General features: G+C 59.0%; 21 protein-coding genes. 12 read left to right on the top strand and 9 right to left on the bottom strand.

All coding sequences use genetic code 11. The features are described from left to right. Positions 1–49: 49 nt before the first annotated feature. A complete protein-coding gene (locus ACZYSM_RS18920; RefSeq protein WP_489073429.1) occupies positions 50–1,654 on the bottom strand; it encodes a 5-guanidino-2-oxopentanoate decarboxylase in 1,605 nt (534 codons plus the stop codon). A gap of 129 nt (positions 1,655–1,783) precedes the next feature. Further along, the gene (locus ACZYSM_RS18915; RefSeq protein ID WP_489073427.1) at positions 1,784–2,704 is read right to left on the bottom strand and encodes a LysR substrate-binding domain-containing protein; all 921 of its coding nucleotides are present in this window, start codon (positions 2,702–2,704) and stop codon (positions 1,784–1,786) included. 232 nt (positions 2,705–2,936) lie between these two features. Here ACZYSM_RS18915 and ACZYSM_RS18910 point away from each other — a divergent pair, with 232 nt between their 5' ends. The 11 genes from ACZYSM_RS18910 to ACZYSM_RS18860 all read left to right on the top strand — a co-directional run bounded on the left by ACZYSM_RS18910 (position 2,937) and on the right by ACZYSM_RS18860 (position 12,268). Further along, positions 2,937–3,731: an ABC transporter ATP-binding protein gene (locus ACZYSM_RS18910; protein WP_489073425.1), complete on the top strand. Its 795-nt coding sequence runs from the start codon at positions 2,937–2,939 to the stop codon at positions 3,729–3,731. Between the two features lie 49 nt (positions 3,732–3,780). Beyond that, on the top strand, positions 3,781–4,554 hold the full coding sequence (locus ACZYSM_RS18905; protein ID WP_489073423.1) for a transporter substrate-binding domain-containing protein: 774 nt from the start codon (positions 3,781–3,783) through the stop codon (positions 4,552–4,554). Between the two features lie 51 nt (positions 4,555–4,605). Continuing rightward, on the top strand, positions 4,606–5,316 hold the full coding sequence (locus tag ACZYSM_RS18900) for an ABC transporter permease (RefSeq protein WP_489073421.1): 711 nt from the start codon (positions 4,606–4,608) through the stop codon (positions 5,314–5,316). A gap of 15 nt (positions 5,317–5,331) precedes the next feature. After that, entirely contained in the window at positions 5,332–6,021 is a 690-nt protein-coding gene (locus ACZYSM_RS18895; RefSeq protein WP_489073419.1) for an ABC transporter permease, read from the top strand. 52 nt (positions 6,022–6,073) lie between these two features. Then, entirely contained in the window at positions 6,074–7,255 is a 1,182-nt protein-coding gene (locus tag ACZYSM_RS18890) for a pyridoxal phosphate-dependent aminotransferase (RefSeq protein ID WP_489073417.1), read from the top strand. A gap of 108 nt (positions 7,256–7,363) precedes the next feature. Then, a complete protein-coding gene (locus ACZYSM_RS18885; RefSeq protein WP_489073415.1) occupies positions 7,364–9,109 on the top strand; it encodes an amidohydrolase in 1,746 nt (581 codons plus the stop codon). Further along, positions 9,109–10,032: a CobW family GTP-binding protein gene (locus ACZYSM_RS18880; RefSeq protein ID WP_489073413.1), complete on the top strand. Its 924-nt coding sequence runs from the start codon at positions 9,109–9,111 to the stop codon at positions 10,030–10,032. Before ACZYSM_RS18885 ends, ACZYSM_RS18880 begins: the two co-directional genes overlap by 1 nt. A 269-nt stretch (positions 10,033–10,301) precedes the next feature. Then, positions 10,302–10,556 carry a type II toxin-antitoxin system prevent-host-death family antitoxin gene (locus tag ACZYSM_RS18875; RefSeq protein WP_489073411.1) on the top strand — a complete coding sequence of 85 codons (255 nt, stop codon included), beginning with the start codon at positions 10,302–10,304 and terminating at the stop codon, positions 10,554–10,556. Continuing rightward, the gene (locus ACZYSM_RS18870) at positions 10,553–10,807 is read left to right on the top strand and encodes a Txe/YoeB family addiction module toxin (protein WP_489073409.1); all 255 of its coding nucleotides are present in this window, start codon (positions 10,553–10,555) and stop codon (positions 10,805–10,807) included. The genes ACZYSM_RS18875 and ACZYSM_RS18870 overlap by 4 nt, the downstream gene beginning before the upstream one ends. A 146-nt stretch (positions 10,808–10,953) precedes the next feature. Further along, positions 10,954–11,445 (top strand): hypothetical protein, encoded by a 492-nt coding sequence (locus ACZYSM_RS18865; protein ID WP_489073407.1) that lies wholly within the window; start codon positions 10,954–10,956, stop codon positions 11,443–11,445. Positions 11,446–11,563: 118 nt separating this feature from the next. Next, positions 11,564–12,268 (top strand): hypothetical protein, encoded by a 705-nt coding sequence (locus ACZYSM_RS18860; protein ID WP_489073405.1) that lies wholly within the window; start codon positions 11,564–11,566, stop codon positions 12,266–12,268. Between the two features lie 169 nt (positions 12,269–12,437). Here the strand turns inward: ACZYSM_RS18860 and cyoE are convergent, their stop codons facing one another. The 7 genes from cyoE to hmpA form a co-directional block, all read right to left on the bottom strand. Further along, positions 12,438–13,325, bottom strand: coding sequence for a heme o synthase (cyoE, locus tag ACZYSM_RS18855; protein WP_489073403.1), 888 nt, complete (start codon positions 13,323–13,325; stop codon positions 12,438–12,440). Positions 13,326–13,336: 11 nt separating this feature from the next. Next, positions 13,337–13,684: a cytochrome o ubiquinol oxidase subunit IV gene (gene cyoD, locus ACZYSM_RS18850; protein WP_489073401.1), complete on the bottom strand. Its 348-nt coding sequence runs from the start codon at positions 13,682–13,684 to the stop codon at positions 13,337–13,339. Then, a complete protein-coding gene (locus ACZYSM_RS18845; RefSeq protein ID WP_489073399.1) occupies positions 13,684–14,310 on the bottom strand; it encodes a cytochrome o ubiquinol oxidase subunit III in 627 nt (208 codons plus the stop codon). Before ACZYSM_RS18845 ends, cyoD begins: the two co-directional genes overlap by 1 nt. A gap of 3 nt (positions 14,311–14,313) precedes the next feature. Next, positions 14,314–16,338, bottom strand: coding sequence for a cytochrome o ubiquinol oxidase subunit I (gene cyoB, locus ACZYSM_RS18840; protein WP_489073397.1), 2,025 nt, complete (start codon positions 16,336–16,338; stop codon positions 14,314–14,316). 3 nt (positions 16,339–16,341) lie between these two features. Continuing rightward, positions 16,342–17,286 carry a ubiquinol oxidase subunit II gene (gene cyoA / locus ACZYSM_RS18835; RefSeq protein WP_489073395.1) on the bottom strand — a complete coding sequence of 315 codons (945 nt, stop codon included), beginning with the start codon at positions 17,284–17,286 and terminating at the stop codon, positions 16,342–16,344. An 815-nt stretch (positions 17,287–18,101) separates the two neighbouring features. Then, positions 18,102–18,611 carry a disulfide bond formation protein B gene (locus ACZYSM_RS18830; protein ID WP_489073393.1) on the bottom strand — a complete coding sequence of 170 codons (510 nt, stop codon included), beginning with the start codon at positions 18,609–18,611 and terminating at the stop codon, positions 18,102–18,104. 290 nt (positions 18,612–18,901) lie between these two features. Continuing rightward, the gene (gene hmpA, locus ACZYSM_RS18825) at positions 18,902–20,083 is read right to left on the bottom strand and encodes an NO-inducible flavohemoprotein (RefSeq protein ID WP_489073391.1); all 1,182 of its coding nucleotides are present in this window, start codon (positions 20,081–20,083) and stop codon (positions 18,902–18,904) included. 156 nt (positions 20,084–20,239) lie between these two features. Here hmpA and norR point away from each other — a divergent pair, with 156 nt between their 5' ends. Continuing rightward, on the top strand, positions 20,240–21,796 hold the full coding sequence (gene norR / locus ACZYSM_RS18820; RefSeq protein ID WP_489073389.1) for a nitric oxide reductase transcriptional regulator NorR: 1,557 nt from the start codon (positions 20,240–20,242) through the stop codon (positions 21,794–21,796). The last annotated feature ends 13 nt before the right edge of the window (positions 21,797–21,809 follow it).

The raw sequence follows: 21,809 nt of genomic DNA, 5'->3' as shown, positions 1-21,809 counted from the left end.
CACGGTCCGTAGCAGCTGCCGAAGGCTGCTGCTACGGGGAATATGCGCCCTACGACGCCAGATACACCGCCGCATCCAGTTCAATCATCACCGGCGCTTTCGTGCAGGCCAGCTCCAGCAGCAACGCACGCAACGCCTCTGGACCTTGCGGAGCATGGTGGTCGATGTGGAAGCTGCGGGCCATGGCCGCGAAGTCCGGGGTCATGATGTCTACGCCCAGCGGCGGGATCTCGCGGGCCTGCATGTAGTCGCGGATTTCGGCGTAGCACTGGTTGTTCCACAGCACCATGATCACGCCCACACCGGCTTCACGGGCGGCGATCAATTCTGCGCAGGAAAACTGCAGGCCACCATCCCCCACCAACGCGACAACTGCGTGCTCGGGTTTGGCCAGTTTGGCGCCAATCGCCGCAGGCAAACCGTAGCCGAGGGTGCCGTAGCCGCTTCCGGCGTTGAACCAACTGTTGGGTTTCGGCGACTGGTAGCCCACCGCGCCCTGGTACACCGGTTGCGTGGAATCGCCGACGATCAGCGGATTGACCAGGCTGTCGCGCAGCAGATCGAGCAACCCTTGCAAACCTTGTTGCTTGGCCGTCCAGCCGTCGCGCTCGAACTGGTTGACCCGCTGCACACTGTCCAGCGCCCAACGACCACTCTGAACCGGTGCCGTAACATTGGCCAAGAGCGCAAGCAAGCCTTCGCGGGCATCGCCGACCAATCCGACATGAGCTCGCTGCACGCCCATGACCTGCATCGGATCGATGTCCAGACGAATCAACGGCGCCTTGAATTTCAGTGGTCCGAGGCCGAAAAAGTCGTAGTCGGTCTCACCGAGTTCGGTACCGACCGCGAGGATCACGTCGGCTTCGTCGAACAGCGACCGACCATGGGCCGAGGACTGCACACCGTCGAGCAGCAGTGGATGGCCGACCGGCAACAAGCCCCGAGCATTTGTCGTCAACGCGACCGGCGCTTGCAGGCGCTCGGCCAGTTGCTGCAGGACTTCGGCGCAGTCACGCGCCCCGCCACCGGCCAGAATCAATGGACGGCGCGCCTCATTCAACAGGTTCAGCGCCGCGTGCAGCGAGGCCGGTGCCGGGGCCGGGGCCCCGGGCAGGCTGCGTGGCATCAGGTTGAGGTCGTCGGCCGACATGTCCAGCACGTCCAGCGGGATTTCGATGTGCACCGGCCGTGGTCGGGCGCATTTGAAAATGGCGAAGGCGCGGGCCAACAATTCAGGCAGTTCCGCCGGCGACTGCAGGGTGTGGCTGAAGGCACAGACGCCGGCGACCATCGCCCGCTGGTCTGGCAACTCGTGCAAATGCCCGTGACCTAGACGCAGGTGCTCGCGGCGATTGGTGGTGGAAATCACCAGCATCGGCACCGAGTCCGCATACGCCTGGCCCATGGCCGTGAGGATGTTAGTCATGCCTGGCCCGGTGATGATGAAGCACACGCCCGGTTTGCCGCTGGCGCGGGCATAACCGTCGGCCATGAAACCGGCGCCCTGCTCATGTCGCGGGCTGATGTGGCGCAAACGGCTGCCATGCAGGCCCCGGTACAGTTCGACGGTATGCACCCCGGGAATCCCGAACACGGTGTCTACGCCGTAACCTTCAAGCAAGCGAACCAGCGACTGGGCACAGGTGGTCATCTAACACTCCTCTTATTGTTCTGCGCCGAAAGGAATCGAGCGAATCGGCAGGTATTCATTCGCAGGACAGTAGTGCCGAGGGAGGCTCACCAACAATCAAAAAATTTCGAGGCGATTGAACAATAAAATTCACGTTTTCAGCGGGCGACGTACTTCCGAACGCAGCCCCACGATGCCACCCAACTGCGACTTGACCCAGTCGCTGAACGCCTGCACCACCGGGCGCTCGACTTTCTGCTGATCGGCGACCAGGTAATAACCCCGGTTGGATTCAATTTCGGTTTCGAACGGACGCACTAACAGCCCTTTGGTCAGCGCCTCGCCACTGATCAGGTTGTCACCCATGGCAATCCCCTGACCGGCGATACAAGCCGACTGCACGAAATGCGCGTCGGCAAACACAATCCCTCGCTGCACGTCCACGTTCGGCGCGCCAGCGGCGGCCAGCCAGACTCGCCAGTCGGAGTAATCGATCATGTGCAGCAGTGGCGCGCCGACCAGGTTTTCCGGGGTTTTCAAACCGCCCATGGTATTGACCAGGCGCGGGCTGCACACCGGAAAAAACCGCAGCGAGACGATTTTCTGCACATGCTGGTTCGGCCAGTCACCCATACCGTAGGCGATGAACAGGTCGGCCGTGTTATCGCTGGTGTCATCCGGGGTGCGCGGTGAAATGAGGTGCAGTTCGACCTGTGGATAAAGCTCCTGGAACTCCGCGATATGGGTGCACAACCAATACGTTGCAAACCCTGCCGGGCTGCTGATACACAGCCGCCCGCTGACCTGTTGACCATCGAAGCGCTGGCCCGCCTCAAGAATATTGGCCAGCAGCAAATGGATGTCCCGAGCGTAGCGCTCGCCCTGCCAGGTGATGCGAATGTTGCGCCCGGTGCGCTCGGTCAAGGCGAAGCCAAGGGTCTGCTCCAGACTCTTGATCTGGTGGCTGATGGCGCTGGGCGTGAGGTTCAGCTCGCTGGCAGCGTCGGACACGCTGCCCAGTCGGGCCACCGCATCCAGCGCCCGCAAAGCAGTCATGGAAGGGAAACGCATAGGTCTGGATCACACCGGGGAAAGTGGTTAGAGAACATGCCTGCACGATAACGGGAATTGTCCGACAGACATAGCAGGCAAAACTCTCAGCTCGCCGGGCAACTGTTGAATTTAATTTCACGGTTGCACAAAAAATGCTCGATTGACCCCCTTGTGCCATTAGCTATTCTCGGCAGCCACCACGGCTCGTCTGTGATGCCCGGCACCACTACAAAAACAAGAGGGACGACCCTTGCACTTGCAGTCCAACTCCGTAAATCCGGTGGTAGCGATAGACGCTCTGCACAAGAGCTACGCCGATCACCATGTCCTCAAAGGCATTTCCCTGCGTGCCAACGAAGGTGAAGTGGTTTCCTTGATCGGCTCCAGCGGCTCCGGCAAAAGCACGTTGCTGCGCTGCATCAACCTGCTGGAAATCCCTTGCAGCGGCAGCCTGCGCATTAACGGCGAAGAAGTGCGCCTGAAGAAGGACCGCGCCGGTAACCCGTTGATTGCCGACCCGGAACAAGTGGCGCGTCTTCGTACCCGACTGAGCATGGTCTTTCAGAGCTTCAACCTGTGGCCGCACCGCACGGTTCTGGAGAACGTCATCGAAGCGCCGGTCTACGTGTTGGGCGAGGATCGCAAGGACGCCATCGCCCACGCTGAGCACCTGCTGGAGAAAGTCGGTCTGGCAGACAAACGCAACGTCTTTCCTTCATTCCTGTCCGGCGGTCAGCAACAGCGCGTGGCGATTGCCCGTGCCTTGGCAATGCGCCCGCAAGTGCTGTTGATGGACGAACCCACCTCGGCGCTGGACCCGGAGCTGGTGGGCGAAGTGTTGAAGGTGATTCAGGGCATCGCCGAAGAAGGTCGGACGATGATTCTGGTCACCCATGAAATGGCCTTCGCCCGAGATGTGTCGAGCAAGGTGATGTTTCTCCACCAAGGCCTGGTGGAAGAAGAAGGCACGCCGCAACAAGTCTTCCTGAACCCCAACAGTGAACGTTGCCGCCAGTTCGTCATGGCGCAGGAAAACCGCACCTGATTGACCGCTTCAATCCTTGAAAACAATAACTTCGATAAAGGGTAAAGCCATGAAAAAAATCCTCAAGACTCTCGCCGGTGGCTGCTTGTTCGCGGTGCTGGCACAGCACGCCGTCGCGGCAGAAAAAATCGTTTTCGGTATTGCCCAGGAACCCTACCCGCCGTTTTCCATGAAAAGCGGTAATGGTGACTGGAACGGCTTCGAGCCGGAACTGATCAAGGCGCTGTGCGAGCGCATGCAGGCTGAGTGCCCGCTCAAGGAAGTGTCCTGGGACGGACTGATCCCGGCCCTGCAATCGAGCCAGATCGACGTGATCCTCAACTCCATGAGCATCACCGCCGAGCGCGAGAAAGTCATCGATTTCTCCCAGCCGTACTACCAGACCCCGGCCATGTGGGTAGCCGACAAGAGCCTGGACCTGGTCACCACGCCTGAAGGCCTCAAAGGCAAAGTGATTGGCGTGCAGGGCTCGACCTCCAACGCGACCTTTATCAAGGAGTACTACGCCAAAGGCTCGACTCTGCGCTACTACAACACCCAGGACGACATGACCTCCGACCTGCAAAGCGGCCGGATTGACGTGATGCTGGCTGACGCGTTGACGATCGAACCCTTTATCAAAACCCCTGCCGGCGCCGGTTTGGCCGACAAAGGTCTGGCCCCCAAGGATCCACTGTTCGGTTCGGGTATCGGCGCCGCCATTCGCAAGGGTGATACCGCCCTCAAAGACAAGATCAACACCGCGCTGGCGTCGCTGAAAGCAGACGGCACCTACGACAAGATCCGTAGCCGCTTCTTCAGTGTCGACATCTCTGCAAAATAAGCCGCCCAGTAAACCGTACGGCTAAAGCGCTTCTTTTCGACTGGATACGCCATGATTTCTTTGTCCGAGATAACCCAGCTGTTCGTCGCCGACGGCTGGCTCAACGCCCTGATGCATGGGGCCGTGGTGACCCTGCAGATTTCCGCGGGGGCTTTTGTGCTGGGGTTGAGCATTGGCCTGGTGGTGGCAATGATCAAGCTCAAGGGCCCGCGCTGGCTGGTTCGACTGGCCAACGTTTACACCACGCTGTACCGCGCGATACCGGAATTACTGTTGATTCTGTTGCTGTACTACGCCGGCACCGACCTGTTGAACATGGCGATGGCAGCGATGGACAGACCCGTTGTCACGGTCAACGGTTTCGTGGCGGCGGTGCTGGTGTTGGGGATCGTTCAGGGCGCCTATTCGGCAGAGATTATCCGCGGTGCGATTCAGGCCATTCCCTTTGGCCAGATCGAAGCGGCGCGTTCATTCGGCATCGAGCGCTGGTTGCTGATGCGCCGGGTGCTGCTACCGAGCATGTTGCCGTATGCCATGGCCGGTTTGTCCAACCTCTGGCTGGTGCTGGTCAAGGACAGTGCGTTGATCAGCATCGTCGGCTACAGCGAACTGCTCTCAGTGGGCAAACAAGCTGCCGGGTCGACCAAGCATTACCTGGTGTTCTACCTCGCGGTAGCGGCGGTCTATTTCATCATCACCCTGGTGTCCAACGGGGCCTTCCGGCTGTTCGAGCGGCGTATCAATCGCTGGATGCCGCAGTAGTAAGGAGTTCGCCCTATGGATTTTTCCTGGATCAATAGTTTTGCCGGCGAGCTGCTGCACGGCCTCGGCATCACCCTGAAGCTGCTCGGAATTTCCGGTTTCTTCGGTTTTATTCTCGCGGTGCTGGTGGCGCTGGGGCGGCTGTCGCCCAACCCGCTGATCAGCGGCAGCATGCGCGCCTACACCAGCGTGTTTCGCGGTACACCGCTGCTGGTGCAGATCTACATCCTGTATTACGGCGTCGGTAGCCTGTTCGCCGCGTACCCGCCGATTCGCGGCAGTTTTATCTGGCCGTACCTGCGTGAAGGTTTCTGGTACGTGGCGCTGGCCTTGATTTTGTGTGTCGGCGCCTACGTTGGCGAAGTGTTGCGCGGCGCCCTGCGTGCGGTGCCTCGCGGTGAACTGGAAGCGGCCCGCGCCTATGGCATGAAGCGTTTTATGGTCTTGCGCCGCGTGTGGTTGCCCCGCGCCTTGCAGATGGTTCGTCCGACCCTGGTCGGTGAATCGGTGCTGCTGCTCAAGGCCACCGCGCTGGCCTCGACCGTGGCGGTCACCGACCTGTTAGGCGCCGCCAACCTGGTGCGGGCCCAGACCCTGCGGGTTTACGAGCCATTGCTGGCCGTCGCGGTGGTCTACATCGTTCTGGCTTTTGTGATCGAACACGGCTTCTCGCGCCTGGGCAAAGTCCCACAGCGCCAGGCCTGAACCTACCCTATTTCAGTTGACGCTGGCGGTCATCACCAGCGAGGAGAACACAATGCGTTATTCACCTTTTGTCGAGCGCATTAGCGGCGAGTCAGTCAGCGCCTGGGACATTCATTACGCGGCCATCGAAGCCCGCGGTCGCGGCGAGGATGTGATTGTCCTCAGCATCGGCGACCCGGACTTTGCCACCGACAGCGCGATTTGCGAGACCGCAGTCGAGGCCCTGCGCCAGGGCGACACCCACTACACCCACGTCCTCGGCCGACCGCTGCTGCGTGAAGCGATTGCCGCCAAGCAAAGCATCCTGCAAGGCGTCCCGGTGAAAGCTGAAAACGTCGCGCTGGTGGCCGGCGCGCAGAACGGATTGTTCGCCACCGCGTTGTGCCTGTTCAGCCAGGGTGACGAAGTGCTGGTGCCAGAGCCGATGTACCTGACGTACGAAGCCTGCATGCACGCTTCCGGCGCCCGCATCGCGACCATCGAACAACCGGCGTCCAATGGTTTTCGTTTGACCAAGGCTGCACTGGAAGCAGCGATCACCGACAAGACTCGCGGCATCGCCCTGGCGACACCGTGCAATCCCACCGGCAACGTTTATAGCCGTGAAGAACTGGAAGCTGTGGCCGAAGTCGCCCTGCGTCATGACTTGTGGGTGATTTCCGATGAGGTCTACGGTCAGATCACTTATGACCACCCACACCTGAGCATTGCGTCGTTGCCGGGTATGGCCGAGCGCACCGTGGTGCTCAACAGCCTGTCGAAAACCCATGCCATGACCGGCTGGCGCGTCGGCTGGGTGGTCGCCCCGCCGACCTTGATCGGCCACCTGGATAACCTGCTGCTGTGCATGCTTTACGGCTTGCCGGGATTTATTCAGGAAGCCGCACTCAAGGCACTGGAACTGGATGAGCCGGTGGTCAGCCATGCGTGTGAAATCTATCGGCGTCGACGCGATCTGGTGGTTGCTGGCTTACGCGGGGTCGCTGACCTGGATTGCCGCGTACCGCAAGCCGGTATGTTCATGCTGGTGGACGTGCGGCGTACCGGGCTCTCGAGCATGGACTTCGCCTGGCAGCTGTTCCGCCAGACCGGCGTGTCGGTGCTCGATGCCGAGGCCTTCGGTGCGAGCGCCAAAGGGTTTGTGCGGATCTCCTTCACGGTCGCCGATGACACACTCAAAGACGCCTGCCAACGCATCGCCGGCTTTGTCGAGTCGCTGCGCGCTAACCGCTGATTCTTGTCCTGTGACGACGGGGGTATTCCGATACTCCCCCGAAACTTTCGCGGCTGTCGATATCGCCAAGATCGCAGCCTGCGGCAGCTCCTACAGAGGTTTACACCCGTGACCACGTCAGACCAATTCAATTCGACCCACTCCGTTGTCAACCCGTACGCCGAACTGGTGCTGCACAACGGCCGTTTCTATACCCTCGACCCGACACAACCCTGGGCCGACGCGGTGGCCATTCGTGACGGCCGCTTCATCGCGGTGGGCAGTCTTGAGTCGCTGCAATCGCTGATCGGCCCGCACACCCGACAGCATGACCTGGACGGCGCTTTCTGCATGCCGGGTCTGCACGACATGCACACCCACCCAGATCTGGCGCTAACACCGCGTTACAGCGACGACCTGGATGTCGGCATCGAAGACCCGACGCCCGAGCAACTGGTCGCGGCGATCCACGCCTACGCCGATACTCACCCCGGTGACGGCTGGATCTACGGCCAATACTGGGTGCGTTACACCTTCCGCGAAGCCGGCCTGACACCGGGCCGCGAGTGGCTCGACAGCGTGATGCCGGACCGTCCGGTGGCCCTGTTGGACCGCATGTGGGGCACCATGATGGTCAACTCCAAGGCCCTGGAATTGGCCGGTATCGACCAACACACCGCCGACCCGCGCAACGGTTACATGGAACGTGACGAACTGAGCGGCGAACCCAACGGCCTGTTGATCGATGGCGCGTATGCCTTGATCCACGCCGCGATGCCACCGACTCCGGTGGATGTGCTGCGCCGTGCTTATCGCGATGGCGTGCATTTCCAGACGTCCCGTGGCGTGACCGCGACCAAGTACGTGCATGTTTGCGAACGGCGTCTGGAAGCCCTCAAAGAACTGGATGATGCCGGTGAACTGACCCTGCGCGTAGAGGCAGCGATCAGTTGGCAGGACGACATCTTCCCGGTCCGCCGCCGCTGGGAATTGCTGAGCGGCGAACGGCATTACTATCGCAGCGCCCGCCTGAACGCCAACGCGGTGAAATTCCACTTCGATGGCACCGTAGAGCCTAAATCTTCGTACCTGATGACCCCTTGGTCGCAAGAGTCGAGCTGGCGCGGCAAGCTCAACCTGACCCCGGAACACATCACCGACATGGTGGTGGACATGGACCGTCGCGGCCTGCGAGTGATCGCCCACTGCACCGGCGACGGCGCCTCCGACGTGTTCCTCGATGCGGTCGCTGAAGCCCGGCGCCGCAACGGTTACAGCGGCATTCGCCATCAGTGCGCCCACAGCACTCTGCTGCATCCGGGCAACCTCAAGCGTTTCAAGGAACTGAACGTGATTGCCGAGTTTTCCCCGGCAGCCTGGTACCCGACGCCCTTCGCCAGCGGCGCACGCTCCGGCTACGGCCAGGAACGCCTCAAGCGCATCTATGACTTCAAGGGTGTACTGGCCGCTGGCGGTATCGCGGTCATGGGCACCGACTGGCCGGTGGCCTCGATCGATCCATGGCTGGCGCTGGAAACCATGGTCACCCGGCAGAACCCATGGAACCAGGAACCCGACTGTTTCGGCGAACCGATCACCCTTGAGCAAGCGCTGCAGGTCGCGACCCTCAATGGCGCTCACGCCATGGGCCTGGAACACCTGACGGGCAGTCTGGAAGTCGGCAAGTCCGCCGATCTGATCGTGCTCGACCGCGACCTGTTCGCCGAAGCGCCGCGCAACTACATCCATCGCACCCAGGTGCAGCTGACGTTTGTCGAAGGCCGGCCGGTGTACGATCGCGAATCAACGTTCAGCGACACACCGTTGAAAGCCGTCTGGCAAGGTCTGCCGCCAGTCATCGAGGGGCAGGCCTGATGAACCTCCCAAGCATTCCGGTGACCGTGGTCGCCGGGTTCCTCGGCGCCGGCAAAACCACCCTGCTCAACCGCATGGTCCAGCGCGCCGACAGCGGGCGCCTGGCGGTGATCGTCAATGATTTCGGCGAGCTGAACATCGATGCCGCCATCATTGCCGAGGTCACCGACGCGGTGTACAGCCTGCAAAACGGCTGCATCTGCTGCACCGTACAGGAAGACCTTTTGGCACAACTGGTCAGCCTCTCACAGATGCAGCCGCGACTGGAACGTATCGTTATCGAATGCAGCGGAGTGTCCGATCCGCAACGCATCGTGCAGACCCTGGGTTATCCACAACTGCGTGCAAACGTGCATCTGGATGCCGTCATCACGCTGGTCGACGCCACGGGCTATAGCGCATTGGAGGGCGAATTCGCTCGGCTCTCCAGAGCGCAAGTGGCGTGTGCCGATCTGGTGTTGCTGAACAAATCCGACCTGGTCGATTCGGCCGAACTGGACACTATCCGCGCGTCCCTCGGCAGCCGCGCGCCGGTGTTCGACACCGTACAAGCGGAACTGCCCGATGTGTTGCTGCTGTCGGACCGCAGCAACCGCGTCGGCCTGAAGATCACCCCGCTGCCGGAGCGCCATGACCAGCTGTTCGAAAGCTGGGTCTGGAACAGCCCGCACCCGCTGCCGCCCAAAGCCTTGCGCGAATGGCTGGCCAGACTTCCCAAAGACATCTTTCGCCTCAAGGGGCTGGTGCAACTGCAAGGCAACGAGCAGCCTTATTGGCTGCAACATGTCGGAGCCCGCAGCCAGTTCAGCCTGGCCACCGGACAAACGCCAGAACACGCCGTACAACTGGTGTTCATCGCCCGCCGCGGCTGCGGCCTTCGTGAAACGCTGGAGGCGGGGTTGGCGGATATTCAGGCGGGATGAACGACATAGGAACCTCGTTGCACCTGCGGCTGACGGCATATCCCGCAACAATCTGATCCACGTCAGCCCCTCATCCCCTCCACAAGCCGTACTACGCTGGGTTTCATCGTCTTGAAGTGCGTCTTTGAGCCTCTTTTTGAAACCCGTGGAGTACCCTCATGAAAGACCAGACCCACCTCGTGTCACCAGTAGGACGACCGCTCATAACGAGCACCTTGCCAATACGTACGTATTTCTGTACGTTTCAATCATTGAGCGAGGACCCCGTCATGCAAACCATCAACTACACGAATGCCCGCGCGCACCTGTCTGAGACCATGGATCGAGTGAACGAAGACCATGCTCCTCTGCTGGTGACACGCCAAAAAGGCGACCCGGTCGTCATGATTTCTCTGGCCGAATACAACGCCCTCGAAGAAACCGCTTACCTGCTCCGCTCCCCCGCCAACGCCGAGCGCTTGATCAAATCGATCAACAGCCTTCGCGCCGGTAAAGCCAAAGCCAGGCAACTGATTGAAGAATGAAGATTCTCTTTACCCCCGAAGGCTGGGATGACTACCTCTGGTTCCAGCAGAACGATAAGGCTGGACTCAAGCGCATCAACTTTTTGATCAAAGCGATCCAGCGTGATCCCTTCGACGGGCTCGGCAAACCTGAACCCCTCAAACATAATCTCAGCGGATTCTGGTCGCGTCGGGTCACGACCGAGCATCGCTTGGTCTATGGGGTAGAAAACAATGAGATGCAGATTCTGATGTGCCGATATCACTACTGAACCAACGCATCAAATTTCAGGCATGCTCTACACCTTCGGTGACGATAACAGTCACCACCCGACCAAACGTCCACGCAAGGAAGCTGACGATGAAAACCTGCTGCGCCCTCTCGATCTCCCCTCGCTCAGCGCCTTGGGGATAACGTATGCTCGATATCCTGCAAGGGACACCGTTGTGGGTTTTCGCTGTTTATCTGTTGCTCTGTTATTACGGGATCAAGGCCTGTTCAAGTAGCAGGGAAAGCAAGAAGTCGTTGCTGATTACCCCATTGGTTTTGATCGTCTGGTCGCTGTTTTCACTGAATCACACCGCGCTATCGACGATCTACTGGATGAGCGGCGTAGCCCTGGGCAGTCTGGTGGCCATGGGCATGTTCTTTCGCAAAGGCGTCGCACTGGACGCTGATGGCCATGGGCTGATCATCCCGGGCACCCTGAAGATCCTGTTCATCTCCCAGCTGTTCTTCGCCGTGAAGTACTACATCGGCTATCAGGATGCCGTTCACCCTGAGCTGGCGGCGACAACGCAAATGGTGGCGCTGACCGGAGTGGCTTCGGGGTTCACCGTCGGCCTGTTCTGCGGGCGCGCGATCACGCTGTATCGAGCATTGTTAACGCTGCAAGCGCGAGCCTGGTAACACAGCCGTTAAAAATCGTCACTCAAGTATGGTTCCTTGACGCCGCTGTACAGGCGCCCTGAAAATGTCCGGCGCGTTTCCCGTCTCAAACCTTGTTAAATGAAGTAGTGAAATTTCAATGCCCGAATCCAACACCGATGAATCCGTAATCACCTTGTCGTCCAAAGTGGAATACGAAAACGCCATCAATCTTTCGCAGCATGTGCCGCAGGCCAAGACCATCAGTGAAATGGTGCTCGATGCTTTTCACACATCGAAGGAAAGCGACCAGATTCGTGACTTACGCATTGCGATTCGCCAGGCACATGACCAGTTTGACGACGACAAAGCCTACGAACTGATGGGCGAGTTGAAGCAGCTTAAAGATGCAGAGGCCACCGACAGCGCCGCTCTGGAAGACTTGAGCAGCAAATTTTCCATCAGCCGGATTCTGTCCAGCTTCAAAGACGACCCGGAGTTCCAGGAGCTGGTGTACGGTTTGGCGCTCAAAGTGCTGAACCACACTCACCAGGCAGTCAAGGATCCATCCGGCGGCAAAACCAAAACGGCTCGCGTCAAGAAAGAGGTCGAGGTGTTCTCCATCAGCAAGGATGGCGTAAGCGTCACCCTGCCCCTGCGCACGCCCCGTTCCAAGCCGAACCTGGACCGTGAAGCCTTCGAGTTCCTAGGCTTTGCGTTCGTCGGCGAAGGCGATCAAGCCGAACTGGAAACCGAGACCTTCATCGACAACGAAGGTGCCGAGCAACCCGCGACCCGCAAAAGCATCATCACTGCCCTTCAGCAGCAGACGGCGTTCGACGGGTACAGCATCGCTCAGCAGTAACGCCAGAAAGTCAAAAGATCGCAGGCTGCGCGTGCTCCTGCAATTCACAGGTGTACTCGGTCGGTGTAGGAGCTGGCGGAGCCTGCGATCTTTTGCTTTCAATCATGTCGCGAAAAAAAGCCCCGCTCTTCACATTGAAGGCGGGGCTTTTTTGTAGCTGTGTTCTAGCTCAAGGCGCGTAAGTCAGCAGCAACTCGCTCGGCACTTTGAAGTCCAGGGACATCATCACGCTCAAGGCGGTGATGGTGAAAATCGAGAAGACGAACAGCTTGCGCGCCCAGACCCGATCGTCCACCGCCTTGTAGCCGGTCCAGGCCATGTACAGCCAGTACATGCCCATGGCAGCGGCGACGGCGAGGTAGCTCATGCCGGCGTAACCGCTGAAGGTCAGCATCAAGGTCGCCACGAGGAACGCCAGGATGTAGAGCAGGATGTGCCGCTTGGCCACCTCAATCCCGCGCTTCACTGGTAGCACCGGAATCGACGCAGCCAGGTAATCGTTGAAGCGAAAGATCGCGATGGCGTAGGAATGCGGCATCTGCCACAAGCTGAACATCACCAGCAGCGTCAGCGCAGCCATGTCGAAGCTATTGCTCACGGCCACATAGCCAATCACCGGCGGCATGGCCCCCGACAGACTGCCCACCAGCGTGCCGTGAACCGACTTGCGCTTGAGGTACAGGCTGTAGAAACCGACGTAGATGACGAAACCGATCACCGCGAACAACGCTGCCAACGGGTTGGCCACGCGGTACAGCATGACCACGCCGACGATCCCGAGGACGGTCGCGTAAACCAGTGCCAGCTTCAGGGAGATGAGGCCCTGGACCAGCACGCGGTTTTTGGTGCGTTCCATCTTCACGTCGATATCGCGGTCGATGCAGTTGTTGAACACGCAACCGGACGCAACCACCAGCGAAGTACCAATCATCGCGGCCAGGAACAGGGCGATGTCGACATGCCCTTTCGAGGCCAGGAAAAACCCGCCTGCCACAGAAAGCACGTTACCGAAAATGATCCCCGGCTTGGTGATTTGGATAAAGTGCTTAAAGGACATCCGGACTTTCCTCAGTGCGCCATCATGTTGGTGTGGATGCTGAGCATGATCCACAGCGACAGGCCTACCAACAGGACGATAACCAGGGCTGCGAAGATAAACGCGATCACGTTGTTACGCTGGGCGCTGGAACGGTCCAGGTGGAGGAAGTAGACCAGGTGCACCAGCACCTGGATCACTGCGAAGGCCAGCACGATCCACAGGGTCATGGCTTTCGGCAGGGATGGGTACATCACCAGGCCGAACGGAATGACGGTCAGGATCACCGACAGGATGAAGCCGATGGCGTAGGACTTGACGCTGCCGTGGCTGTCGTCGTGGCTATCGTGGCCATTGTGTGAGTGAGCTGCGTTAGCCATTACAGAGTCCCCATCAGGTAAACAACGGTGAAGACGCAGATCCACACAACGTCCAGGAAGTGCCAGAACAGGCTCAGGCAGCTCAAACGGGTTTTGTTGGTCGACGTCAGGCCATGTTTGTTGACCTGATACATCATGATCGCCATCCAGATCAGACCGCTGGTCACGTGCAGACCGTGGGTGCCGACCAGGGTGAAGAACCCGGACAGGAAGCCGCTGCGGTTCGGACCGAAGCCTTCGGAGATCAGCTTGTGGAACTCGTTGATCTCCATGCCGATGAAGCCCAGACCGAACAGGAAGGTAATCGCCAACCAGCCCAGCACTTGAGTCTTCTTGCCTTTGAACAACGCCAGCATGGCGAAGCCGTAGGTGATCGAGCTGAGCAACAGGCAGGCGGTTTCGCCCAGCACATACGGCAGTTCGAAGATGTCGTGGCCCGACGGGCCACCGGCTACGTTATTCACCAGTACCGCGTACACCGCGAAGATCGACGCAAACAGAATGCAGTCGGTCATCAGGTAGAGCCAGAAACCGAATACGGTCATCTCGCCCGAGTCGTGGTGATGGTCATCATGCCCATGGTCATGACCATGGGCGTGTCCAACATTGGTCACTAAGTTCGACATGGTTTAAGCCTGTTCCAACGAGGTTTCAACACGGGTGGCGGTGGCCGGAATCGCTTTGGCCGCTACCAGACGCTTGTGCTGCTCGGCTTCGATGCGCTCGATTGTTTCAACCGGCACCATGTAGCCCTGGTCATCACGGGCAGCGTGAATGACGAAGTAGATCACCGTACCGGCCAGACCGAAGATGGCCATCCACCAGATGTGCCAGATCATCGCAAAACCAAACACGGTCAACAGAGCACCCATGACCAGACCGGTCGCGGTGTTGTTCGGCATGTGGATCGGCTGGTAGCGGCTAGGTGCCTTGTACGCAGTACCGTTTTCCTTGGCTTCGGTGAACGGGTCGATGCCTTCGGCTTTCGGCAGTACAGCGAAGTTGTAGAACGGCGGTGGCGACGAAGTCGACCATTCCAGGGTGTGAGCATTCCACGGGTCGCCGGCCTCGCACATGTTCTGCTTGCGATCACGCACACTGACGTAGATCTGGATCAGCTGGCAGGCAATACCGATGGCGATCAACACCGCACCGAACATCGCGACGTGCAGGTAAGGCGTCCACTCAGGGTTGGTGGTGCTGTTCAGACGACGGGTCATGCCCATGAAGCCCAGTACATAGAGCGGCATGAAGGCGACGAAGAAGCCCGAGATCCAGAACCAGAACGCTGCCTTGCCCCAACCTTCGTGCAGCTTGAAGCCGAACGCTTTAGGGAAGTAGAAGCTGAAACCGGCGATGTAACCGAATACCGCGCCGCCGATGATCACGTTGTGGAAGTGAGCGATCACGAACAGGCTGTTATGCAGTACATAGTCGGCACCCGGGATGGCCAGCAGTACGCCGGTCATGCCGCCGATGGCGAAGGTCACCATGAAGCCCAGGGTCCACAGCACCTGGCTGGTGAAACGCAGACGTCCGCGGTAAATGGTGAACAGCCAGTTGAATAGCTTCACCCCCGTCGGAATCGAGATCAGCATCGTCGCCAGACCGAAGAAGGCGTTGACGTTGGCACCCGAGCCCATGGTGAAGAAGTGGTGCAGCCAGACCATGAAGCCCAGGATCGAGATCGCGCCACTGGCGTAGATCATCGAGTGGTGGCCGAACAGACGCTTGCCGGAGAAGGTCGAGATGACTTCGGAGAAGATCCCGAACGCCGGCAGAATCAGGATGTAAACCTCAGGGTGACCCCAAGCCCAGAACAGGTTGACGTACATCATCGGATTGCCACCAAGTTCATTGGTGAAAATGTGGAAATCCATGTAACGGTCAAGCGTCAGCAAAGCCAAAGTAGCGGTCAGGATCGGGAAGGAAGCGATGATCAGAACGTTGGCCCAGGTGCAGGTCCAGGTGAAGATCGGCATGTCCATCAGTTTCATGCCCGGGGTACGCATTTTCAGCACGGTGGCCAGGAAGTTGACCCCCGTTAGCGTCGTCCCCAGTCCCGATAGCTGTAGGGCCCAGATGTAGTAATCAACGCCAACACCCGGGCTGTAGCCCAGTTCCGACAGTGGTGGATACGCAACCCAACCGGTACGGGCGAACTCGCCGACACCCAGGGACACGTTCACCAGCACTACGCCGGACACCAGCAGCCAGAAGCTCAGGGAGTTCAGGAACGGGTAGGCAACGTCACGCGCGCCGATCTGCAGCGGCACGACGAGGTTCATCAGGCCGGTGAAGAATGGCATCGCCATGAAGATGATCATGATCACACCGTGAGCGGTGAAGATCTGGTCATAGTGTTCAGGCGGCAAGTAGCCAGGGGAACCCTCAGTGGCCAGGGCCAGCTGGGAGCGCATCATGACGGCGTCGGCAAAACCACGCAGCAGCATGATCATGGCAACGACGATGTACATCACGCCGATTTTCTTGTGGTCGACGGAGGTCAGCCACTCGGACCACAGATAGGTCCACTTCTTGAAGTAGGTGATTGCCGCGAATACCGCCAGACCACCGAACGCGATCATGGCAATAGTCACCATGACGATCGGCTCGTGGAACGGTACCGCTTCCCAACTTAATTTACCAAACATCGTTTACTCCTCTGCCCCGGCAGCTGAATGCGAACTCATGTCCATCCCTTCCATACCGGCCACTTCTTTCTCGTTCGTCTCGTGGTGCATCGGCTTGCCCGGATTCATGCCTTCATACTTGTCGATGATGGTCTGGAACAGGTTTGGCGTGAACGAGGAGTAGAGCTCGACAGGGTTGTTCTGGCTTGGTTTGGAAAGGGCTTCGTATTCAGCCTTTTCAAGCTGTTTAGGTGCCTTCTTGACATCACTGACCCAGGCATCGAAATCCGCCTGAGAAGTGGCGATAGCTTTGAACTTCATACCGGTGAAACCCGCGCCGCTGTAGTTAGCGGAGATACCGTCGAATTCAGCGTTCTGGTTGGCAATCAGGTGCAGCTTGGTCTGCATGCCCGCCATCGCGTAGATCTGCCCGCCCAGGCCCGGGATGAAGAACGAGTTCATCACAGTGTCGGAAGTGATGCGGAAGTTAACCGGCGTGTTGGCAGGGAACACGAGCTTGTTGACGGTGGCGATGCCTTGCTCTGGGTAGATGAACAGCCACTTCCAGTCCATGGAGACCACTTCGATGGTGATCGGCTTGACGTCGGACTCCAGCGGACGATAAGGGTCCAGCGCGAGGGTCGACTTGTAGGTGACGTAGCCCAGGGCAATGATGATGAGCACCGGAACAGCCCAGACCGCGATTTCGACCTTGGTGGAGTGCGACCACTTCGGCGCGTAGACGGCATCCTTATTGGAAGCGCGGTATTTCCAGGCAAAAGCGAAGGTCATGGCGATGACCGGCACTACAACCAACAGCATCAGCAGCGTTGCGGTGATGATCAGGTTTCGCTCGTCCAGGCCGACCTGGCCCTTGGGATCGAGCAAGGTCATGTTGCAACCACTCAGCAACAACGTGCCAAGCAGAGGCAAGAAGCCTAAGAATCTGGGGTACCTGTTTTTACTCATCTCACGACCTCTAAAGCAGCTTGCGCAATGCAGTTGGGTTTTGATCGCCAACACTTCACCCTGCCAAGGGTTGGCATTTTTTCTTCGATTGAATAAGGGCCTGCCCGTCGCGCTAAACGCTGATCGACAAATCCTGGGCCAGCGGTGTGTTCTTATTCGATTTCGTGGTCAAAGGCCTTGTTACAGACCAATTCCATTTGGTGCGGATAATTGGAAGGTTGCCGACACCTGGAGTCGCATGGAGCAATCAAACCGCCCCTCGACCGCCTTCGTATGCTCAGGGATGAGCAGCGCCGGAATTTCAGTGCGGGTGATTGTAGATATGTAACGTTTTATAAACCATGTCTCATCTCGAAATAATTTTTATCGAATCCAGCAACAATCGTTAATGATTATTGCTGGATCCCACAAACGTATCGAGTTTCATCCTCAACAAAAACCCAAAAAAACGTAAGCTCACTACTCTTATTTTAGACAGCTTCGCTTATCGCAACGGGGTCGTAATCAGCCTCAAAGCCTATTGAAACAAGGCCTCCGGCATTTCGCTGGAGCCTGTTAAATCTGCCTGATGGGACTTTGTGGCCTTTGGCATTTTAATCGCTCGGATGGGATGAATTCGGGGTGTCGCGCAGCTTCGACGTCACCACTTGAAATGTCTTGCCACACCCTATGTGTGACAACATGTCGCACACGTGCCGCACCTTCCCATGATGCAAATCACACTCTTTTTTCAGAGACACTGAAATGCAAAACGCCCCGGACCTCTCAAGGAGGACCGGGGCGTTTTGTATCGTCAAGCGCTGCGGCAGGTGACCTTAGCGGATGTTCTTGCGGTTGCGGGAAATGCCCAGCGGCACCAGCACCACGGTCAGTACGAAGGCCACCAGCGCCCACTGCGCCAGGGACAAGCCCAGCAGGGGCGGATACGGCGTCTCGCAGAAACCATCGACCCGAAAGCCCAGCGGGAAGATCGAAGCCAGCGGCAGGCTGTCGACAATCGGCTGCAGGACGTCGATCCCGCAACTGACCGATGGATAGAACTGGGTAAACACGTGATGACCGGCAACCGCGCCACCGGCGATGGCGCTGAGCACCACCAGCGCTTCGAACACGGTAATGCTGCGTCGGGTGCGCATCGCCGCGCCGATGAAGGCGAAGATCGCGATCAGCAACAAGGCATAGCGTTGCAGGATGCACAGCGGGCATGGCGCTTCGCCCAGCACCACTTGCATGTACAGCGCGCCGCCGATCAGCGCCAGGCAGATCACCCCCAGCAAGACCATAAACCGTCGCTCACGCCCCAAACGCGTTGTTTCGTCACTCATCCCCGTATCCCTTTGCCAAAGTGGTGGTAGTCATCGATAGGCTAGTTTACCGCGCGGCGACAGTGTGGTGGTTTTACAGGAGGGAATTAACGGCAGGGGAATTAACAGCGGATTAAACAGGAGGCAGCGTCAGAATCTGTGCCGCTGCTGATGTCCTCAATCGCGAGCAAGCCCGCTCCCACACTTGATCTGCATTGGCCACTCCATTGTGGTCCGACGCAAATCTAATGTAGGAGCGGGCTTGCTCGCGAAAGGGGCGATGCGGTGAGTCTGACTCACCGCAGAGGGTGTTACTCCAGCGCCGCTGCCGGGCCGAAGAACTCGTAACGGCTTTGCTTCTCTGGAACGCCCAGCGCTTTGAGGTGACGCTTGATCGCGCCCATAAAGCCTTTTGGTCCGAGGAAGTAAGCGTCCAGATCACGCTCCTCAGGCAACCACTCCCCCAACTGTTCCTGACTCAACAACCCGACCTGCTGCGCCGCCGGGCTGACGCCATCATCTTCGGCGTAGCAGTAGAAACGTTTGAGTTGCGGGTGACGCTCGGCCAGAGCATCAACCCAATCCCGGAAGGCGTGAACGCCACCGTTACGCGCGCAATGAATAAAGTGCACGGGACGCTTGGTCGCCAGCGCAGCTTGAAGCATTGGCAACGTCGGTGTGATCCCGACACCGCCGCTGATCAGCACCAGCGGTTTGTCGCTGGCGGTCAGAGTGAACTCGCCGGCCGGCGGAAACAGCATGATGCTCGCGCCCACATGGAACTGGTCATGCAGGAAGTTCGAGGCACGACCGCCCGCTTCACGCTTGACGCTGATGCGGTACTGGCCGGCGTCGGCCAGAGCCGACAGTGAATAGTTGCGACGAATCTCTTCGCCATCAAGGATCAGTTTCATGCCGATGTACTGGCCAGGCTCTGCTGCCAGAATCGGGCCTTTGTCTGCAGGCGCGAAGTAGAACGAAGTAATTTCCGAACTCTCCTCGACCCGAGCCACCAATTTGAATTCCCGCGCCCCGCGCCAGCCGCCCGGCGCCTCGGCCTTCTGGTCGTAGATCGCGGTTTCGGCACCGATCAGGATCTCGGCCAACTGGTTATAGGCCGCGCCCCAGGCGCTCATGACCTCAGGGGTGGCAATCTCGCTGCCGAGCACTTCAGAGATGGCCCGCAGCAGGCAGCTGCCGACGATTGGGTAGTGCTCAGGGAGAATTTGCAGGGCAACGTGCTTGTTGATGATTTTCGCCACCAGATCGCCCAATTGGTCCAACTGGTCGATGTGCCGCGCATACATCAATACGCCATTGGCCAGTGCCCGAGGCTGATCGCCGCTGCTCTGGTGGGCCTGGTTGAACATCGGGCGGACTTCCGGGTATTCAGAGAGCATCATGCGATAGAAATGTGTGATCAACGCTTCACCACCGCTTTCCAGCAACGGGACGGTCGATTTGACGATGGAGCGGTCTTGAACGCTAAGCATAGGGTGACTCCTGAGCTTTTATGATGACTAGCTGATTACCCTTTACGTATCAGTTTTCATGCCAAAAATTAAATATATATAAATCAATAACTTAATAAAAAAGTAGTCATATAGACAAAGCCAGGTTTATAGTCATTGAGACCACATGGAGTCAATATGACTGCAAAATTACTGCTCACTACCCTGCTCCCCCTGGTCTCCGACCTGTCCCGCGAACTGCCGGAGGGTGAGCGCTATCGACGCCTGCTCGAAGCCATGCGCACGCTGCTGCCGTGTGACGCCGCCGCCCTGTTGCGCCTCGACGGCGAATGGCTCGTGCCCTTGGCAGTGGATGGCCTGAGCCCGGACACCCTGGGTCGGCGCTTCAAGGTCAGCGAGCATCCACGCTTCGAGGCGTTGCTCAGCAGTCCCGGGCCGACCCGCTTCGCCAGCGACAGCGAGTTACCGGACCCTTACGACGGTCTGGTGGACGGTCTCGACGAACACCTGGAAGTCCACGACTGCATGGGCTGCCCGCTGTTTATCGACGAACGCCCCTGGGGCTTGCTGACCCTCGATGCCCTGGACCCACAACGTTTCGAACCCATCGAACTGGACGCCCTGCAAGCTTTCGCCAGCCTCGCCGCTGCGACGGTGAATGCCGCCGAACGCATCGAACGACTGGCCCTGCGCGCCGAGGACGAACATCAGCGCGCCGAGGTCTACCGTCAGGCCAGTGGCCAGCAACACCGCGAAATGATCGGTCAAAGCAAAACCCACAAACGCCTGATGGAAGAGATCAGCCTGGTGGGTGGTAGTGACCTTACGGTACTGATCACCGGCGAGACCGGGGTCGGCAAGGAGCTGGTGGCCCAGGCGATTCATGCTGCTTCACCGCGAGCCGACAAACCGATCATCAGCCTGAACTGCGCGGCCCTGCCGGACACCCTGGTGGAAAGCGAACTGTTCGGCCATGTGCGCGGTGCGTTCACCGGCGCGATGAACGACCGCCGCGGCAAGTTCGAACTGGCCAATGGCGGCACGCTGTTTCTTGATGAAGTTGGCGAATTGTCATTGACGGTGCAGGCCAAATTGCTACGGGTGCTGCAAAGTGGTCAGTTGCAACGCCTGGGCTCGGACAAGGAGCATCAGGTCGACGTGCGCCTGATCGCCGCGACCAACCGCGATCTGGCCGAAGAGGTGCGTAGCGGCCGATATCGAGCCGACTTCTACCATCGCCTTAGTGTTTACCCGCTGCTGGTGCCCGCGCTTCGTGATCGCGGGCGCGATGTACTACTGCTCAGCGGGTTCTTCCTGGAGCAAAACCGCTCGCGCATGGGCCTCAACAGCTTGCGCCTGACCAGCGATGCTCAGGCGGCGCTGCTGGCTTACGCCTGGCCGGGCAATGTCCGCGAGCTCGAACACTTGATTGGCCGTAGCGCGTTGAAGGCACTGGGCAATTGCCGTGAGCGACCGAAGATCCTCAGCCTCAGCGCGGCGGATCTGGACTTGCCGAATGTCGCTACCCAGGCGTCCCCGCCAGAGCCTGCCGCCGTCCCCCTGGTTTTACCCGACGCCACCGGGGATCTACGCCTGGCTACCGAGAACTACCAGCGACAGTTGATCAACGCCTGCCTTGAGCGACACCAGAACAACTGGGCAAGCGCCGCCCGTGAGCTAGGCTTGGACAGGGCGAACCTTGGAAGGATGGCGAAGCGGTTGGGGATGAAGTGATCTCAAATCGATT

The organism is Pseudomonas sp. F220, assembly GCF_057813935.1.
The sequence above is the reverse complement of the archived record's forward strand: the minus strand, read 5'-3'. Positions and strand labels throughout refer to the sequence as shown.

Coding starts and splice junctions, on each gene's coding strand:
- norR (WP_489073389.1), top strand. CDS start 20,240: ATGACTGCAAAATTACTGCTCACTACCCTGCTCCCCCTGGTCTCCGAC.
- cyoB (WP_489073397.1), bottom strand. CDS start 16,338: ATGTTTGGTAAATTAAGTTGGGAAGCGGTACCGTTCCACGAGCCGATC.
- ACZYSM_RS18875 (WP_489073411.1), top strand. CDS start 10,302: ATGCAAACCATCAACTACACGAATGCCCGCGCGCACCTGTCTGAGACC.
- cyoE (WP_489073403.1), bottom strand. CDS start 13,325: ATGTCCTTTAAGCACTTTATCCAAATCACCAAGCCGGGGATCATTTTC.
- ACZYSM_RS18900 (WP_489073421.1), top strand. CDS start 4,606: ATGATTTCTTTGTCCGAGATAACCCAGCTGTTCGTCGCCGACGGCTGG.
- ACZYSM_RS18890 (WP_489073417.1), top strand. CDS start 6,074: ATGCGTTATTCACCTTTTGTCGAGCGCATTAGCGGCGAGTCAGTCAGC.
- ACZYSM_RS18915 (WP_489073427.1), bottom strand. CDS start 2,704: ATGCGTTTCCCTTCCATGACTGCTTTGCGGGCGCTGGATGCGGTGGCC.
- ACZYSM_RS18895 (WP_489073419.1), top strand. CDS start 5,332: ATGGATTTTTCCTGGATCAATAGTTTTGCCGGCGAGCTGCTGCACGGC.
- ACZYSM_RS18845 (WP_489073399.1), bottom strand. CDS start 14,310: ATGTCGAACTTAGTGACCAATGTTGGACACGCCCATGGTCATGACCAT.
- ACZYSM_RS18860 (WP_489073405.1), top strand. CDS start 11,564: ATGCCCGAATCCAACACCGATGAATCCGTAATCACCTTGTCGTCCAAA.
- ACZYSM_RS18920 (WP_489073429.1), bottom strand. CDS start 1,654: ATGACCACCTGTGCCCAGTCGCTGGTTCGCTTGCTTGAAGGTTACGGC.
- cyoD (WP_489073401.1), bottom strand. CDS start 13,684: ATGGCTAACGCAGCTCACTCACACAATGGCCACGATAGCCACGACGAC.
- ACZYSM_RS18870 (WP_489073409.1), top strand. CDS start 10,553: ATGAAGATTCTCTTTACCCCCGAAGGCTGGGATGACTACCTCTGGTTC.
- ACZYSM_RS18880 (WP_489073413.1), top strand. CDS start 9,109: ATGAACCTCCCAAGCATTCCGGTGACCGTGGTCGCCGGGTTCCTCGGC.
- ACZYSM_RS18905 (WP_489073423.1), top strand. CDS start 3,781: ATGAAAAAAATCCTCAAGACTCTCGCCGGTGGCTGCTTGTTCGCGGTG.
- hmpA (WP_489073391.1), bottom strand. CDS start 20,083: ATGCTTAGCGTTCAAGACCGCTCCATCGTCAAATCGACCGTCCCGTTG.
- ACZYSM_RS18830 (WP_489073393.1), bottom strand. CDS start 18,611: ATGAGTGACGAAACAACGCGTTTGGGGCGTGAGCGACGGTTTATGGTC.
- ACZYSM_RS18865 (WP_489073407.1), top strand. CDS start 10,954: ATGCTCGATATCCTGCAAGGGACACCGTTGTGGGTTTTCGCTGTTTAT.
- cyoA (WP_489073395.1), bottom strand. CDS start 17,286: ATGAGTAAAAACAGGTACCCCAGATTCTTAGGCTTCTTGCCTCTGCTT.